Source organism: Rugamonas aquatica, assembly GCF_009380215.1.
Classification (GTDB): domain Bacteria; phylum Pseudomonadota; class Gammaproteobacteria; order Burkholderiales; family Burkholderiaceae_D; genus Rugamonas; species Rugamonas aquatica_B.
Map to the genome: position 1 here is coordinate 1 of NZ_WHUG01000031.1, position 14,591 is coordinate 14,591.

At 67.4% G+C, this 14,591-nt stretch carries 11 protein-coding genes and 1 pseudogene; 3 read left to right on the forward strand and 9 right to left on the reverse strand.

Features of this window, described 5'->3' with window-relative positions:
• A pseudogene (locus GEV02_RS32240) lies at window positions 1-229 on the reverse strand (GlxA family transcriptional regulator); the annotation flags it as partial.
• A gap of 81 nt (window positions 230-310) precedes the next feature.
• Between GEV02_RS32240 and GEV02_RS32245 the strand changes: the two are divergent.
• Entirely contained in the window at window positions 311-913 is a 603-nt protein-coding gene (locus tag GEV02_RS32245; RefSeq protein ID WP_152841872.1) for a DJ-1/PfpI family protein, read from the forward strand.
• A 21-nt stretch (window positions 914-934) separates the two neighbouring features.
• Here the strand turns inward: GEV02_RS32245 and GEV02_RS32250 are convergent, their stop codons facing one another.
• Genes GEV02_RS32250 through GEV02_RS32260 form a run of 3 tightly spaced genes read right to left on the reverse strand, consistent with a single transcriptional unit; the run spans window position 935 to window position 5,215 of the window.
• Window positions 935-1,249 (reverse strand): hypothetical protein, encoded by a 315-nt coding sequence (locus tag GEV02_RS32250; RefSeq protein ID WP_152841873.1) that lies wholly within the window; start codon window positions 1,247-1,249, stop codon window positions 935-937.
• Window positions 1,250-1,256: 7 nt separating this feature from the next.
• On the reverse strand, window positions 1,257-3,917 hold the full coding sequence (locus tag GEV02_RS32255; protein WP_152841874.1) for a polysaccharide deacetylase family protein: 2,661 nt from the start codon (window positions 3,915-3,917) through the stop codon (window positions 1,257-1,259).
• 47 nt (window positions 3,918-3,964) lie between these two features.
• The gene (locus tag GEV02_RS32260; protein WP_152841875.1) at window positions 3,965-5,215 is read right to left on the reverse strand and encodes a cytochrome-c peroxidase; all 1,251 of its coding nucleotides are present in this window, start codon (window positions 5,213-5,215) and stop codon (window positions 3,965-3,967) included.
• Between the two features lie 147 nt (window positions 5,216-5,362).
• Between GEV02_RS32260 and acpA the strand changes: the two genes are divergently transcribed.
• Window positions 5,363-7,492, forward strand: coding sequence for an acid phosphatase (acpA, locus tag GEV02_RS32265; RefSeq protein ID WP_152841881.1), 2,130 nt, complete (start codon window positions 5,363-5,365; stop codon window positions 7,490-7,492).
• A gap of 7 nt (window positions 7,493-7,499) precedes the next feature.
• Here the strand turns inward: acpA and GEV02_RS32270 are convergent, their stop codons facing one another.
• Entirely contained in the window at window positions 7,500-7,898 is a 399-nt protein-coding gene (locus GEV02_RS32270) for a VOC family protein (RefSeq protein ID WP_152841876.1), read from the reverse strand.
• Between the two features lie 85 nt (window positions 7,899-7,983).
• On the reverse strand, window positions 7,984-8,442 hold the full coding sequence (locus GEV02_RS32275) for a hypothetical protein (RefSeq protein ID WP_152841877.1): 459 nt from the start codon (window positions 8,440-8,442) through the stop codon (window positions 7,984-7,986).
• Window positions 8,443-8,772: 330 nt separating this feature from the next.
• Here GEV02_RS32275 and GEV02_RS32280 point away from each other — a divergent pair, with 330 nt between their 5' ends.
• Window positions 8,773-9,402, forward strand: a complete 630-nt coding sequence (locus GEV02_RS32280) for a retropepsin-like aspartic protease family protein (RefSeq protein WP_152841878.1) — start codon at window positions 8,773-8,775, stop codon at window positions 9,400-9,402.
• 47 nt (window positions 9,403-9,449) lie between these two features.
• On the opposite strand, the gene GEV02_RS32285 is transcribed toward GEV02_RS32280, so the two are convergent.
• From GEV02_RS32285 to GEV02_RS32295, 3 genes are all read right to left on the reverse strand, one after another.
• Window positions 9,450-12,590, reverse strand: coding sequence for a CusA/CzcA family heavy metal efflux RND transporter (locus GEV02_RS32285; RefSeq protein WP_152841879.1), 3,141 nt, complete (start codon window positions 12,588-12,590; stop codon window positions 9,450-9,452).
• A gap of 13 nt (window positions 12,591-12,603) precedes the next feature.
• A complete protein-coding gene (locus tag GEV02_RS32290; RefSeq protein WP_152841880.1) occupies window positions 12,604-13,845 on the reverse strand; it encodes an efflux RND transporter periplasmic adaptor subunit in 1,242 nt (413 codons plus the stop codon).
• Window positions 13,838-14,591, reverse strand: a 754-nt coding sequence (locus tag GEV02_RS32295; RefSeq protein ID WP_174999443.1) for a TolC family protein, incomplete at its 5' end; no start/stop codon positions are given. The genes GEV02_RS32290 and GEV02_RS32295, both read right to left, overlap by 8 nt.

A 14,591-nucleotide genomic window follows, 5' to 3' on the forward strand; every position in this document is an offset into this window, starting at 1 on the left:
CGCCGGCCAGCGCGCGGCCGCTGCGCGGCAACGGCTCGGCCATGACGCTGACGCCGGCCGTGGACGCCACCAGCCCGCCGCCGGGCGCGGTCATGCGGATGCGGTAGGGCTCGGGCAGGCCGGCGTCGCGCGCCTCGTCGTTCGCGCTGGCGAACACCTGCGCCGGGCCGGTGGCGTCCAGCAGCACGAAGCCGGGGTAGATCAGCAGCCAGATGTCGATGGGTTTCATGTGGCAGATATTCAACCATCAATGTCATTTGTGTCAACCGCCGCGCGCGCATGATGGATGCTTCTATTCAAGGGAGATCCCATGACACGCACCATCGGCATCTATGTCTACGACGACGTTGAAGTGCTCGACTTCGCCGGGCCGTACGAAGTATTCACCTGCGCCAGCCGCGTGGCGGCCAGGCTGGCGCCGGCGGCGGCCGCGCCGTTCCGCGTGCGCACCATCGGCCAGCGCAGCGCCATGCTGCGCGCGCGCGCCGGCCTGAGCGTGTTCCCGGAGGCGGACTTCGCCGGCGCCGGCCCGCTCGACGTGCTGATCGTGCCGGGCGGCGTGGTCGCGGCCGAGCAGGACAAGCAGGAAGTGATACGCTGGATCGCGGCGACCGCGCCGGCCTGCGAGCTGGTGGCGTCGGTGTGCACCGGCGCCTTCCTGCTGGCGCAGGCCGGGCTGCTGGACGGGCAGCAGGTGACCACCCACTGGGAAGACATCGCCGACCTGCGCGCCGCCTTCCCGCGCGTGACGGTGGCCGGCGAGCGGCGCTGGATCGACAACGGCCGCATCGTCACCAGCGGCGGCATCTCGGCCGGTATGGACATGTCGCTGCACCTGGTGGCGCGGCTGGCCGGCCGCGAACTGGCCGCCCGCACCGCGCTGCAGATGGAATACGACTGGAACGAGGCCTGACGCCCCGGCCCGGGGGCGGGCCTAGCTGCGCGCCACGAACACCAGCAGCAGCCAGCCGCAGATGAACACCGCCGGCAGACCGTTCAGGAACAGGCCCAGCCAGCCGTACCACGAGCGCCAGCGCGCCAGCACCAGGCCCATGACGGCGGTGACGAAGCCGGCCAGCGTGCCCAGCACCAGCACGATGAGGGCGTTGCCCAGGCAGGTGAAGCCAAAGTCGCCGCACTGCGACGCCCCGCCCGACAGGCTGCCCGACATCGCCAGCGCCGCCAGCACGAAGGTGACGATGGCGATCGCGATGCTGATCACGTCCAGGTCGGCCTTGGATTTTTTCATGGCGGACTCATAGTTTCTTCAGCTGCTCTTTCGCGTAGCCGGCGTTGGCGTGGTTGGGCGCCAGCTCCAGGAAGCTGGCGTAGGCTTTTTTCGCCTTCTCGCCATCGCCCAGGTGCATGCGGGCGTCGCCCAGGTTCAGGTAGGCGATCGCGCGCGAAGTGTCGATCTGCAGCGTGTTCTCGAACCAGCGCGCGGCCTCGGCGTACTTCTCCTGCTTGTAGTAGACGAAGCCCAGGTTGTTGGCGGCCAGGCCGAAATCGGGACGGTACTTCAACGCTTCGGTGAACGCCGCTTCCGCCTGCGCGTACTGCTTCTCCTTGTACAGCTGCAAGCCCTTGTCGTTGGCGCGCTGCGCCAGCTGGCGGCTCGACGCATCCACCGGCTTGGGTGCGGCGATCTTTTGCTCCTCGCCCTGCAGGTTCTTGACCACCACCGTGTTGCCGTCGGCCTTCTGGTCACGGCCCTTGTCGAGCTTGCTATTCAGGGCGATCGCGTCCGGCGACAGCTGCGCCGACTGCGCGCTGAGGAACTCGGCCTCGGCCGGCAGCTGGAACACGAACTCGCCGCCCTCGGAACCGGGCAGGCTGCCGAACGCCGGCGTCTGCTGCGATACGCTGGCCACCGCCGGCGCCACATAGGCCGCCAGCTCGGTGGCGGTGATCAGGCCGTCGCCGTTCAGATCGGCCTTGCCGTTCAAGGCTTGCAGCAGGGTCCAGGTGAACACCGAGTGGCCGTTCGGGCCGCCGTCGGCCACCATCTGGTCGGCGCCGCCGGCGGTCAGCATCTGCCGCCCCAGGCGGCGCGCGTTGTCGCGCAGGAAGGCGCTGTTGCCGCCGCCGCGCGTCAGCCCCAGGCCGCTGTAGCAGGCGTCCATGACGAACAGCACGTGCTTGGCGTTCAGGCTCTCGGCGATGTTCTGCAAGTCCGTCATCGGGATGGCGTCGAAGCTGACCTGCTGCGGGTCGGAGTCGACCGGGATGATGTAGCCCAGGTTGCGCCCGGAACTGAGCTGGCGCGTGGCGCCGTGGCCGGCGAAGAACACGAAGATGCGGTCGTCCTTCTTCAGCTGGGCGTCGGCCAGCTTGTCGTGGAACAGCGCCAGGATGTTGTTGCGCGTGGCCTCGCCGTTCGACAGCGTGAACACCCGCTCGCCGGCGAAGCCGAAGCGGTTGACCAGCGTGTCGCGGATCGCCTTGGCGTCCTGCACCGCGTACTGCAGCTTGGGCCACTTCTGGTAATCGTTGATGCCGATGACCACGGCGTAGCTGTTGGCGTAGCCAGTGCTGACGGCGATCTTTTCCGGCTCCGGCCGGCCGCCGCGCGCGACCTTGAACTCGTGGCCGTCCCAGGCGGCGAAGCTGTAGCCGTCGGCGATCAGCTTATCGAGCACCATCGGCAGCGCCTTGACGCTGCGCTCGTGGATGTCGTGGAACAGGATGATGCCGCGCTGCTCCTTGCTCAGGGTGGTCAGCACGCGGTTGGCGATCGAGCTCGGCACCGGGTCGGCCCAGTCCAGCGAATCGATATTCCACATCACCGAGCGCAGGCCCAGCTTGGACAGGATGCTCAAGCCCTCGGCGTTGTGGGCGCCGTACGGGAAGCGGAACAGGTCGGAGCGGCGCGCGTCGGTGGCCTTCAACAGCTGGTCGGCGTTGGCGATCTCGCCGTATAGCTGCTGGCCCTGCTGCTTGGACAGCAGCGCGTGGCTGAAGCTGTGGTTGCCCACGGTGTGGCCGGCGTCGATCAGGCGCCGGCTCTCGGCGGCGTTGGCGCTCAAGGTCTGCTTGCCCTGCGCGTCGAGCTTGCCCAGGTTCTGGCCGACCTGGAAGAACACGCCCGGCACGTTGTACTGCTTGAGGATGGCCGCCACTTCCTCGGTGTAGCTCTTGTGCGGGCCATCGTCGAAGGTCAGCACCACGGTCTTGGGCGGCAGCGCGTTGCCGAAGATTTCCTTGGCCTGCACTTCCTGCTCCACCGATGTCGGCGGCTCCGGATAGGGCACGATGACGCCGTAATCCTTCATGATCTGCTCGCGCGCGTACAGCTTGCGCAGGTGGGCCACGTAATCGTCCCAGCGTTCGCGCTTGGGCGTGATGGCGCGCGTGTCGAAGCGCGAAAAGATATCGTTGATTTCCTTGTCGTACTGCTTCTCGATGTCTTCCAGCGCCGCCAGGTCTTCGCTGACGCGCTTGTGCAGCTTGATCGCGGGCAGCGTCTGGTCGGCGGCCGCCAGCTTTTGCAGCGCCAGCAGCACTTCGCGGAAGGCCAGGCGGTCGGCGTCGTACAGGTCGGCCGCCGATTCGATGTACGACAGCAGCGCGTCGGCGGCGGCGTCGCGCTGCGCCGGCGGCAGCGTCTGGGTGCGCGCCAGCATCGCCTGCACCTTGCTCAGGCGTTCGAGGTTTTCGTGGAACAGCGATTGTCCGACCTGGCCGGCGGCCTTGCGCTCGGATGCGGACAGCGTCTTTTCGTCGGCCAGCAGCACGATGATCTTGCGATAGGCGGCCAGCATGTCGTGCAGCGCCGGCATCAGTTCGGGCGTGGCGCCGGCCACCGTGGCGGCGGCGGGCGCGGCGGCCGGCGGCGTGCCGCGCAGCGCGACGAAGGCGCCGCCGCCGGCGATGGCCAGCACCACGGCCGCGATGCTCAACTGCTTGGAATATTTCATGTACGGGTTTCTGTAAAAAACGGATCCCGCATTCTATGACACTTTTACTAAGGTTTGTAACCGTCCGTCAGTGTCTTCAGGAATGCGACCACGTCGGCGATCTCGCGCTCGTTCAGCGCCGGCCGGCCGCCGGGCTTGCCGCCGAACGGCGCTTCCATATTGACGTTGCCGTCCAGGCCGGCCGGCTGGTCGTCGAATTTGCGGACGCCGCCGTCGGCGCCGCGCGGATACCATTTCTGCGGCGCGGTGTCGCGCTGCGCGTAAAAGCGCACCACCTGCTCCAGGCTGTCGAAGCTGCCGTTGTGGAAATACACCTGGCGCAGCGCGACATTGCGCAGCGACGGCGTGCGGAAGCGGCCGCAGTATTCGCGGTGCTCGCGCAGGTCGCTGCGGTCCGGGCCGCACAGGCCGAGGTCGAAATATTTGGGGTCGGCGTTGACCGCCAGCTTGCCGTTGCGCGGCACGCCCAGGTTGATCAGGCCGTAGTCGGTGAACTGCGGGAAGCCGCCGCCCTGGGCGATGCGGCTGATATGGCAGGACGCGCAATTGCCCTTGCCCTCGTCGTTGAACAGCGCCAGGCCGCGCGCTTCCTGCGGCGTCAGCGCGGCCTGCTTGCGCAGGTAGGCGTCGTACTTGCTGGTGTACGGATAAAACTCGGCCGGGCTTTCCTGGAACACTTCCAGCGCCATCAGCGCGGCGCGCATGGCGGCGTCGTCATGGTCGAAGATGTCGTCGCCGAAGGTGGTGCGGAACTGCGGCGCCAGCGGGCCGGCGCGCAGCTTGGCCACCACGGCGGCGTCGTCGCGGTTGCCCATCTCGCGCGCCGACAGCAGCGGCCCGCGCGCCTGCTCGTGCGCCGAGCGCGCCCGCCCGTCCCAGTTGTAGCCGCCGGTGGGGCCGGCGTCGACGCTGTCGTCGCCATCGTCGTCGTGGTAATGCTCGCTGAACGGCGGCACCGTCTGCAGATACTTCAGCGACGGCGCGGCGCGCGTGCCCGGCGTGGCGCCGTCGCCGCCGCCCAGCTGCACCGCCAGCCGGTTGGGCGGGCTGTAGGCGTGCTCGGGGCTGTGGCAGCTGGCGCAGCTGAGGCGGCCGCTGGCCGACAGGCTGGGCTCGTGGAACATGGCGCGCCCCAGCGCCGTCAGCGCCGCCACGCCGGGCTGGCGCTTCAGGCTGGGGGCGTAGGCGGCGGGGACGGCAGCGGCGGCGGCTGGTGCGGGGACGGCGGGCGCGGCGGGCGGCGTTTTCTGGCAGGCCGCCAGCAGCGCGGCGGCGACAACTATATATATCGTTTTCATGTCGCCAGCCTAGCAGCATGACGTGACCACTGCGTGACCGCTACATGACCGATAGGAAAGGATACAAAGCGAAACATGAAAATTCATCATCCTGAAATATTTCAAACCTAGCATGAGGCGCTTTGATCCCACCCTCAAGGCAAGATGATGAAACTGAACCCGATGCGCCCGCTGCCCCTGATGCTGATGTCGATCGGCCTGACCGCCGGCCTCGTCGCCTGCGGCAGTTCCTCCGACAGCGTGCCCACCCTCAAAGGCCAGGTGGTCGGCAGCTATTATGAAAACGCCGTGGTCTGCCTGGAAAGCGCCACCGTCAAACTGAGCTGCGACAGCGGCTCGTCGTCGGTGCGCACCGGCGCCGACGGCAGCTTCGCGCTGACCGGCACCGACAAGGGCGCGCTGCTGGTGACGGTCGGCACCGACGCCATCCGCCACGACGCCGTCGGCGACGCCGGCAGCAAGGTCGCGCAAAAACTGATCTTCCGCGCGCCGGACGGCCACACCGCCATCGTCAGCGCCATCACCACCGAACTGGTCAGCATCATGGATGGCAACGGCGGCGACTTCGCGGCCGCCAGCAGCAAGCTGGCCGCCAAACTGGGCGTGGCCGAGGCCAGCCTGCTGGCCGACGTCAACAAGCTGTCCGGCGACGACCAGGCCAAGCTGAAGGCCGAGAGCGCCGGCGTCACCGACGTCATCGCCGCCGCCAGCACGCAGGCCGCGCCGGCCGACATCGCCGCCACGCTGGCCTCGGGCCTGGCGCTCAACAACATCAAGAACATCGTCGTCATCTACGCGGAAAACCGCGGCTTCGACAATCTGTACGGCCTGTTCCCCGGCGCCAACGGCGTGCCGGGCGTGAACCCGACCGCCACCAGCGCCTACGTGGCGCAGAAGGACTACGACAACAGCACGCTGCCGGCGCTGCCGCCGACCTGGAGCGGCATGACGGCCGCCGGCCAGAGCGTGGTCATCACGCAGGCGCAGACGGTGGGCATGGCCAACAAGCCGTTCCAGATCGACGACGTCAACAGCCCGCTGTACATGGCGCAATCGGTCATCACGCGCGACCTGGTGCACCGCTTCTACAACAACCAGATGCAGATCAACGGCGGCGCCAACGACAAGTTCGCGGCCTATTCCGACGCCGGCGGCCTGACCATGGGCTATTACGACGGCAGCAAGATGAAGATGTGGGACATCGCCAAGCAGTACGCGCTGGCCGACAACCTGTTCATCGGCGCCTTCGGCGGTTCCTTCCTGACCCACCAGTACCTGATCTGCGCCTGCGCGCCGCAGTACCCGAACGCCGACACCTCGGTGGCCAAGGGCGCGATCGCCAAGATCGATGTCGACGCCAAGGGCAACTTCGTGCGCCTGACGCCGTCGGCCACGGCGCCGTCCAGCGTGTTGAACGGCGCGCCGGCCTACGCCAACGACGGCGCCATCACGCCGGCCGACGCCACCGGCATGTTCTACGCGGTCAACACCATGCAGCCGCCGTACCAGCCGAGCAGCAACAGCTACGCCGCCGACGACAGCACCCATCTGTATGCCGACACGGCCAAGGCCACCACGCTGCCGCCGCAGACGCAAAAGAACATCGGCGATCTGCTGACCGGCAAAAGCATCGACTGGGCCTGGTACGCCGGCGCCTGGAAGGACACCACGGCCGCCACCACCGGCGCCACCCGCGGCACCATCGGCAATCCGCCCAACTTCCAGTTCCACCACCAGCCGTTCAATTACTTCGCCAATATGGACCCGGTCAAGTTCCCGGCCTACCGCGCGGCGCACCTGAAGGACTATGACAGCCAGTTCGTCGCCGACGCCGCCAACGGCACGCTGCCGCCGGTGGCCTTCTACAAGCCGCAGGGCAATCTGAACCAGCACGCCGGCTACGCCAGCGTGGCCGACGGCGACGCCCACATCGCCGACGTCATCGCCAAGCTGAAGAAGAGCCCGCAGTGGAAGAACATGCTGGTCATCGTCACCTACGACGAAAACGGCGGCTTCTACGACCACGCCAGCCCGCCCAAGGGCGACCGCTGGGGTCCGGGCACGCGCGTGCCGGCCATCATCGTCTCGCCTTACGTGAAGAAGGGTACGGTCGATCATACGCAGTACGATTCGGCCTCCATCCTGCGCGCCATCACCCGCCGCTTCAACCTGCCGCTGCTCGATGGCCTGAGCACCCGCGACAAGGCGCTGGCCGCCAACGGCGCCAAGCCGATGGGCGACTTCAGCGCGGCACTGGCGCTGACGCCGCAGGAGTAAGCGCCGCTCAGGCCTGCGCTTCCGTCCAGACCAGGTTCCACAGATGGCCATCGAGGTCTTCGAAGCCCTGGTCGTACATGAAGCCGTGGTCTTCGGGCGGGTGCGGGATGCGCGCGCCGGCGGCGCTGGCCCTGGCGATCAGGCTGTCCAGTTCTTCCCGGCTCTCGCAGCTCAGGCAGATGATTACCTCGTTGCCGTCGGTCGCCCGGATCACGGGCTTGTCGATGAAGGAGGCGAAGAAGGGCTCGGTCATCAGCATGGCGTGGATGCTGCCATCGACGATGTTCATATACGCCGCGTTCTCGCCGCTGTATTGGGCGTTGAAGCTGAAACCTAGCGCGGCAAAAAAGGCCTTGGATTTGTCCAGGTCCTTGACCGGCAAGCTGAAGATGATTTGTTTGTTCATGACATCGCCTCGTTGAAAAATGAATGGGGACTCCATGCTGACGACGAACGATGCCACAGGAAATCGACGTGCGCTCAAAAATTCTCTACGGCCGGCATTTGCGCGCCAGCTGCCATGTCGCATCACCGGGAAATTTTAGCCAGACGTTGTGCCAGGCATTGCGCGTGCCGCAGCCGCGCGCATTGGCCAGCCGCGATGGCGTGGTCGGCTCTCCGTCGCAGAGGATGGCTTCGTCCTGCACTCTGGCGTAGCGGCTCTTGCCGCCAAAGGTGGCGCGCAGTTCGGTGCCGTTGGGCAGGAAAAGCTGCTTCCATTGATAACCTTTGCTGGCATCCTGCGGCAGGCTTGGCGTGGGGTCGGGCTGGTCGGGCTGGTCGGGTTCGCCATCCAGCATCCACGGGGCGGCGGCTGTGTGGCGGATCCAGTTGCGGATCAGCTCGCTGAGCGCGGCCTCCGTCTTCAGACCATACCAGCCTTCGCCGGTGTGCCGCGTCAGGCCGTGGAAGACATCGTCCGGCAGGTGGACGGGTATGTGGTAGCTCATTTTTTTCTCCCACTCTAAAAGCTCTAAATCGTATAGATCGTTCTAATTCATTAGATTTCGCTCTAATTTTTCTAATTTCAGCTCTAAAAAATCTAAAAATCAGCGCGGCGAGCTCTAATTCCTCTATTTTTTCTACGCCGCGCCTCATTTTTAGAGCGATTTCTAACGATTTAGTTCGATCTCTACCGATTTAGAGCTTTTAGAGCTTTTAGAGCCCCTGAAAAATCTGGCACCCCATACATGGCGTGAGGATTGGCGCATTTTGAGCCAGCGTTGAAATGATATGCTCTGCGGCAATTAAGCAACTTTCAAGATTGTGCCGCCGACACCATGCGCCTCCCGACTTACGCCCTAGCAGCCAGCCTCATCCTTGCCGGCGCAAACGCCTGCGCCGCCGACATCAGCCTGGTGGGCGTCATACGCGACCGCGCGCTGCTGACGGTGGACGGCGGCGAACCCACCGTCTACGCCGTCGGCAACACCATCGCGCCGGGCTATCGGCTGCTGGCGATTAACAGCGACGGCGCCACCATCGCCGAACATGGCAAGCCGGTGACGATCGCCGTGGGCCGCTATCCGGCGCCGAATGGCGCGAACCAGACGCTGGTGTTGCACGCCGATGCCGTCGGCCAGTTCTACACCAATGGCAGCATCAACGGCATGAGCGCACGGATGCTGGTCGACACCGGCGCCACCACCATCGCCATGCCGGCGGCAGACGCCACCCGCTTCGGCATCGACTACCGCAAAGGCCGGCCCGGCACCGCGTCTACCGCCAACGGCGTATCCAGCGTCTTTGTAGTACATGTGGAGAGGATACGCATCGGCGAAGTAGAGCTGCGGAATCTGGGAGCCGTCGTCCAGGAGAGCGGCTTGCCGATCATCCTACTGGGCAGCAACTTCCTGGACCGCTTCAGCATGCGGCGCGAACGGCAGCAAATGATCTTGACGCCCAAATAAAAAAGAGGCAAACGATTTAGTCTGTTTCTCGTTTGCCTCTCGATGCCTTAAGCCGTTTCAGGCTGTCCGCGCAAGTACACCAGCCGGTACAGCAGCGGCAGCACCAGCAGCGTCAGCGCGGTGGACGACAGGATGCCGCCGATGACCACCGTCGCCAGCGGGCGCTGGACTTCGGCGCCGGTGCCGGTGGCGATCGCCATCGGGATAAAGCCCAGCGACGCCACCAGCGCAGTCATCAGCACCGGCCGCAGACGGCCCAGCGCACCTTCGCGTATCGCCTGCTCCACCGTGCGGCCCTCGTCGCGCAGGCTGCGGATGAAGGAGATCAGCACCAGACCGTTCAACACCGCCACGCCCGACAGGGCGATGAAGCCCACCGCCGCCGAAATCGACAACGGTATGCCGCGCAAGGCCAGCGCCGCGATGCCGCCGGTCAGCGCGAACGGTATGCCGCTGAACACCAGCAAGCCATCCTTCAGATTGCCGAACATCGCGAACAGCAGCACGATCACCAGCAGCAGCGCCACCGGCACCACGATCTGCAGGCGCCGCGAGGCCGACTGCAGCTGCTCGAACTGCCCGCCCCAGCTGGTCCAGTAGCCGGCCGGTATCGCCACCTGCCGCAGGCTCTGCTCGGCCTCCGCCACGAAGGAACCGATGTCGCGCCCGCGCACATTGGCGCTGACCACCACCCGCCGCTTGCCGTTCTCGCGGCTGATCTGATTCGGCCCCGGCGCGATGCTGAACGTCGCCACCTCGCCCAGCGGGATGAAGTTGGCCGCGCCGCCCGCGCCAGCAGCAGCACCGGCGCGCGGCAGCGGCACCGGCAGGCGCCGCATCACATCGAGGTCGCTGCGCAGCGCGTCGGGCAGCCGCACGACGATGCCGAAGCGGCGGTCGCCTTCGAACATGGTGCCGGCCTCCCTGCCGCCGATGGCGGTGGCGATGGTCTCCTGCACGTCGCCCACATTCAGGCCGTAGCGCGCGGTCTTGCCGCGGTCGATCTCCACGGTCAGCACCGGCAGGCCGCTGGTCTGCTCGATCTTGACTTCGGCCGCGCCCTCGACCTTGCCCAGCGCGGCGGCGATGCGCCCCGCCGTCTCGCCCAGCACCGCCATGTCGTCGCCGAACAGCTTGACGGCGACATCGCTGCGCACGCCCGAGATCAGCTCATTGAAGCGCAGCTGGATCGGTTGCGAAAACTCGAAGGCATTGCCCGGCAAACGCTCGGCCGCCGCCTGGATCGCCGCGCGCAATTCGTCGCGGGTCTTCTTCGGCGCCGGCCACTGCGACTCCGGCTTGAGCATGATGTAGCCGTCCGAGACATTGGGCGGCATCGGGTCCGAGGCGATTTCCGCCGTGCCGGTGCGGGCGAAGATGCGTTCGATCTCGGGGAACTGCCGCGTCAGCGCCAGCTCCACCTGCTTCTGCATCTCGACCGACTGCGTCAGGCTGGTGCCGGGGATGCGCAGCGCCTGGATGGCGATGTCGCCCTCGTTCAGGCTGGGCACGAACTCGCTGCCCAGCCGCGTGGCCAGCAGCACCGACAGCGCCACCGCGATGCCGGCGAAGGCCAGCACCACCGGCGTATTCGCCAACACGCGCTCCAGCAGCGCCGCATACCAGCTGCCGATGCGGCGCTGCTCCTTCTCCACCACATGGTCGCCGATGAACAGCGCCACGGCGGCGGGAATGAAGGTGACCGACAACAGCATCGCGCCCGCCAGCGCCATCACCACCGTCAGCGCCATCGGATGGAACATGCGGCCTTCGACGCCGGTCAGCGCGAAGATCGGCAGATAGACCACCATGATGATGAGCTGCCCGAACAGCAGCGGCCTGCGGGCTTCGCGCGCGGCGGCAAACACTTCCTCGTAGCGCTCGGCGCGCGTCAGCACGCGGCCGTGGCGGGCTTGCGCGTGCGCCAGCCGCCGCACGCAGTTCTCGACGATGACCACGGCGCCGTCGACGATGATGCCGAAGTCCAGCGCGCCGAGGCTGAGCAGGTTGGCGCTGACCTGGTAGGTCACCATGCCGGTGAAGGTGAACAGCATCGCCAGCGGGATCACCATGGCGGTGATCAGCGCCGCGCGGATATTCCCCAGGAAGAGGAACAGCACCACGATCACCAGCACCGCGCCTTCCAGCAGATTTTTCTTGACGGTGGCGATGGCCTTGTCGACCAGCGTGGTGCGGTCGTACACGGTGACGGCCTGCACGCCGGGCGGCAGGCTGCGGTTGATGTCGACCATCTTGCGGTCGACCGCCTGCGACACCGCGCGGCTGTTCTGGCCGATCAGCATGAACACCGTGCCGAGCACCACCTCGCGGCCGTTCTCGGTGGCGGCGCCGGTGCGCAGCTCGCGGCCGATGCCCACTTCCGCCACGTCGCGCACCCGCACCGGCACGCCGTCCACATTGCCGAGGATGACGTTGCGGATATCCTCGGGCGACTGCACCTGCCCCGGCGCGCGCACCAGCAGCTGCTCGCCACGCTTCTCGATGTAGCCGGCGCTGGCGTTGCCGTTGTTGCGGTCGAGCGCCGTCACCACGTCCTGCAAGGTCAGGCCGTAGGAGGCCAGGCGCTGCGGATTGGGCGCCACCTGATACTCCTTGGCGTAGCCGCCGATGGCGTTAATCTCGGTCACGCCGGGCACGTTGCGCAGCTGCGGCTTGATGATCCAGTCCTCGATCTCGCGCAGGTCGGTCGGCGTGTAGGGCGTGCCGTCGGCCTTCTTCGCGCCGGGCCTGGCCTCCACCGTCCACAGATAGATTTCGCCCAGCCCGGTCGACACCGGCCCCATGGCCGGCGTGACGCCGGCCGGCAGCTGCGCGCGCGCCTCCTGTATCCGCTCGCTGACCATCTGGCGGGCAAAGAAGATATCGGTGCCGTCCTTGAAGATGACGGTGATCTGCGACAGCCCGTAGCGCGACAGCGAGCGTGTCTGCTCCAGCTTGGGCAGGCCGGACATCAGCGTCTCGATCGGGAAGGTGACGCGCTGCTCGGTCTCCAGCGGCGAGTAGCCGGGCGCCGTGGTGTTGATCTGCACCTGCACATTGGTGATGTCGGGCACGGCGTCGATCGGCAGCTTCTGGTAGTTGTACACGCCGAGGGCGGCCATGGCGGCCACCAGCAGCAGCACCAGCCAGCGCTGGGCGATGGCCTGTCGGATGATGCGTTCAAACATGGTGTCCCCCGTCTCAGTGCGCATGCTCGGCGCCGTCCTTGCCCAGTTCCGCCTTGAGCACGAAGCTGCCGGCGGCCGCGTACTGCGCGCCGGCCTGCAGGCCCTTGACGATCTCGGTCAGACGGCCGTCGCTGCGGCCGGCCACCACCGGCTGCGCGCGGAAGCCGCCCGCCACCCTGACGAACACCACCGGCTTGTCGTCGACCGTCTGGATGGCGTCGGCCGCCACCGCCACCGCGGCGGCGGCGCGGCCGGACAGCACGTCGACGCTGACGAACAGGCCGGGGCGCCAGGCGCGCTCGGGATTGGCCAGCGCCACGCGGGCCTTGGCGGTGCGGGTCTGCTCGCCGAGCAGCGAGCCGACGTAGGTGATCTTGCCGCTGGCCTGGGCGTCGAAGGCGGAGGCCTTGACCACCACCGTCTCGCCCACGCGCACCAGCGCCAGATCCTTGGGCGGCACGGCGATTTCAGCCCAGACGTTGGACAGGTCGGAGATGGTGAACACGGCGGCATCTTCCTTGACCGCCTCGCCCAGCGCCAGATGCTTCTCCATCACCACGCCGTCGAACGGCGCCCGCAGTTCCAGGCGGTTGAGCTGCGCGCCCGCCGCCGCACCTGCTCCCGCTCCCGCTCCCGCACCTGCACCTGCACCTGCGCCTGCGCCGGCGCCGATCGCGCTGAGCTTCTGGCGCGCGTTGCGCACCGCGATCTCGGCTTCGCTCAGGGCCTGCCTGGCTTGCAGGTAGTCCTGCTCGGCGGAGATCTTGTCCTGCCATAGCCGCTGTTCGCGCTGGTAGGTGGTGCTGGCCAGCGCCAGCCGGCGCTCGGCCGACAGCAGCTCGCTACGCTGCTCGGACAGGCCGCTGCTGGCGATCACCGCCAGCACCTGTCCCTGTTTGACGTTCTGCCCCAGCTCCGCCAGCACGCTGGTGACGACGCCGGCCAGCTTGGGCACGACGTGGGCGGTGCGGTCTTCGTTGAAGCGTATCTCGCCGGGCAGGGTGATGGCGACGCCGATGTCGGCCGGCGCGGCCACGGCCAGCGTCACGCCGGCGGCCTTGATCTGGGCGTCGTCCAGCATGACCTGTTCCGGCTGCGCCTCGCGGTGCTCGCCGTGCTCCGCTTCCGCCGACGCCGATGCCGACGCCGGCGCCGCAGCCGGCGCCGCGCCACGTTTCGGCAGCAGCATCCAGGCCGCCAGCAGTAGTCCGATGAGCGCCATGACGGCGATGATGATTTTCTGTTGCTTATTCATGCGTAGCTCCGAGTATGCGGTCGATGGCGGCCTGCGCGCGGTGCGCATCCGCCAGGGCGTTCAGATAGAGGGTTTGGGCCTGCAGCAAGGTGCGCTGGGCGTCGAGCACGTCGAGGAAGCCGAACTTGCCGTAATCGAAGCCGGTGCTGGCGGCGTCATAGGCGCTTTGCGCGCCGGGCAGGATGTCGGCGCGCAGGGCTTGCGCCTGCTGGCGCGCCAGCTCGAAATCGGCGCCGGCCTGGGCCAGCTCGGACTCCAGCCGCAGCGTGGCGGCCGCCAGCTCGTCGCGCGCCTTGTCGACGCGGCGCGCCGATTCCAGCACGCCGCCCTGGTTGCGGTCGAACAGCGGCAAGGGCAGCGACAGGCCGAACACCGCCTGCGTGCGCCCCAGCTCCTCCGAGCGCTTGCCGCCGACATTGAAGCTGACGTCCGGCGTGCGCTTGCTCAGCTCCAGCTGCGCCAGCGCCTGGCGCCGCGCCAGTTCCGCGCGCGCCAGCGCCAGCGCCGGCGATTGCTGCAAGCGGGCGCGCAGCACGCCGGCCGGCGGCAGCTCCGGCAGTTGCGACAGCGTCGCGATGGCGCCGTCCACGCGCTCGAAGCGCGGCGCCGGATTGCCCCACATGACGGCCAGCCGCTGGCGCGCGCCGGCCAGCGCGCTGCGCGCCCGCAGCAGGTCCAGCTGCACGGTCGACGCGGCCACGCGGGCGCGGGTCTCCTCCACCGGCGACACCTTGCCGGCCACCACG

Coding starts and splice junctions, on each gene's coding strand:
- GEV02_RS32245 (WP_152841872.1), top strand. CDS start 311: ATGACACGCACCATCGGCATCTATGTCTACGACGACGTTGAAGTGCTC.
- GEV02_RS32250 (WP_152841873.1), bottom strand. CDS start 1,249: ATGAAAAAATCCAAGGCCGACCTGGACGTGATCAGCATCGCGATCGCC.
- GEV02_RS32255 (WP_152841874.1), bottom strand. CDS start 3,917: ATGAAATATTCCAAGCAGTTGAGCATCGCGGCCGTGGTGCTGGCCATC.
- GEV02_RS32260 (WP_152841875.1), bottom strand. CDS start 5,215: ATGAAAACGATATATATAGTTGTCGCCGCCGCGCTGCTGGCGGCCTGC.
- acpA (WP_152841881.1), top strand. CDS start 5,363: ATGAAACTGAACCCGATGCGCCCGCTGCCCCTGATGCTGATGTCGATC.
- GEV02_RS32270 (WP_152841876.1), bottom strand. CDS start 7,898: ATGAACAAACAAATCATCTTCAGCTTGCCGGTCAAGGACCTGGACAAA.
- GEV02_RS32275 (WP_152841877.1), bottom strand. CDS start 8,442: ATGAGCTACCACATACCCGTCCACCTGCCGGACGATGTCTTCCACGGC.
- GEV02_RS32280 (WP_152841878.1), top strand. CDS start 8,773: ATGCGCCTCCCGACTTACGCCCTAGCAGCCAGCCTCATCCTTGCCGGC.
- GEV02_RS32285 (WP_152841879.1), bottom strand. CDS start 12,590: ATGTTTGAACGCATCATCCGACAGGCCATCGCCCAGCGCTGGCTGGTG.
- GEV02_RS32290 (WP_152841880.1), bottom strand. CDS start 13,845: ATGAATAAGCAACAGAAAATCATCATCGCCGTCATGGCGCTCATCGGA.